The organism is Rhodococcus sp. BS-15 (assembly GCF_000813105.1).
GTDB lineage: Bacteria > Actinomycetota > Actinomycetes > Mycobacteriales > Mycobacteriaceae > Rhodococcoides.
Map to the genome: position 1 here is coordinate 1 of NZ_BAOX01000525.1, position 1588 is coordinate 1588.

Here is a 1588-nt window from a genome sequence, read left to right on the forward strand (position 1 = left end):
GCTCGCGCGGCAGGTGCGCGACCAGCTGGATGCCCTGGGCGCGCCGAAGACCAGGATCGTCGTCTCGGGTGACCTCGACGAATACGCCATCGCGGCATTGCGCGCCGAGCCGGTCGACTCCTACGGCGTCGGCACGTCGTTGGTCACCGGTTCCGGTGCACCGACGGCGGGCATGGTCTACAAGCTGGTCACGGTCGACGGCATTCCCGTCGCCAAGCGAAGCAGTCACAAAGAATCGCGCGGTGGCACCAAGGCGGCGCTGCGTACCGCGCGCCGCACCGGCACCGCGGTCGAGGAGATCGTGCACCCGTTCGACGCTCCCCCGACCGTCGAGAGCGATCTGACGGTGGAGACGTTGACCACGCCGTTGGTCCGCGGCGGAGAACGAATCGCCGACCTACCGACACTCGCCGACGGCCGTGACCTGCTCGCCCGACGCCTGGTCAGCCTTCCGTGGGAGGGGTTGAAGCTGTCCCAGGGCGAACCGGCGATACCCACCCGCTTCGCCCCGGGGTAACGCGGTGTCGGTACCGAACCGGGTGGCCGATCGGCAGTAGTCTGCTTCGGTGCCGTCGAAGACCGAGTTGCCAACCGTTCCCGCTCTCCTGCAGGTCGCGGTGCACTCGCTCGGCGGCAAGGAACGCAGCAATCAGCTGACGATGGCCTCGGCGGTGGCGCACTCGATCGATACCGGGGAGCATCTCGCGGTGCAGGCTGGCACCGGAACCGGCAAGTCCCTGGCCTACCTCGTTCCCAGCATTCGGCACGCGGTGGAATCGGGCAAGACCGTCATCGTCTCCACGGCCACCATCGCGCTGCAGCGGCAACTGGTCGACCGCGATCTCCCGCGCCTGTCCGACGCCTTGACCGAGGCCGTCGGGCGTCGGCCGAAGTTCGCAATCCTCAAGGGCCGCAACAACTATCTGTGCATGAACAAGATCCACACCGGTGCTGCGCAAGAGGCACCGGATGCGGAACTGTTCGACCCGTTCGCCGTCTCACGGATGGGACGCGAGGTGGTACGGCTGACCAAGTGGTCGTCCGAGACCGAAACCGGCGACCGAGACGACGTCGTGCCCGGGGTCAGCGATCAGGCCTGGCGTCAGGTCAGCGTCACCGCCCGCGAATGCCTGGGCAAGTCCCGCTGCCCCGTCGGCGAGGACTGCTTCGCCGAACGCGCCCGCACCGAGGCCGCCCAGGTCGACGTCGTGGTGACCAATCACGCCCTGCTCGCGATCGACGCGATCACCGGAATTCAGATCCTGCCCGAGCACGACGTCGTGGTCGTCGACGAGGCCCACGAACTGGTCGACCGAGTGACCGGTGTGGCGACCGAGGAGCTGTCGGCCGCGACCGTCACCGCGGCGGCGCGTCGTAGCGCCAAGCTCATCGAAGAGGACACGGTCGATCAACTCGAGGGGGCCGCCGAGAATTGGGCCGCGATCCTGGACGAGCTACCCCCGAGCCGCTGGCAGTCCCTACCCGACGGCGTCGGCCCCGCGCTCGCCTCCATTCGCGACGCAGCCTGGGCGGTACGCACCGCTATCGGCCCCAACAAGCAGGGCATGGCCGACAGCGACCCCGAGGA

At 68.5% G+C, this 1588-nt stretch carries 1 protein-coding gene and 1 pseudogene; both read left to right on the forward strand.

Features of this window, described 5'->3' with window-relative positions:
* Positions 1–517 (forward strand): annotated as a pseudogene (locus RHBS_RS27590) (nicotinate phosphoribosyltransferase); the annotation flags it as partial.
* A 49-nt stretch (positions 518–566) separates the two neighbouring features.
* Positions 567–1588, forward strand: a 1022-nt coding sequence (locus tag RHBS_RS27595; RefSeq protein ID WP_145977654.1) for an ATP-dependent DNA helicase, incomplete at its 3' end; no start/stop codon positions are given.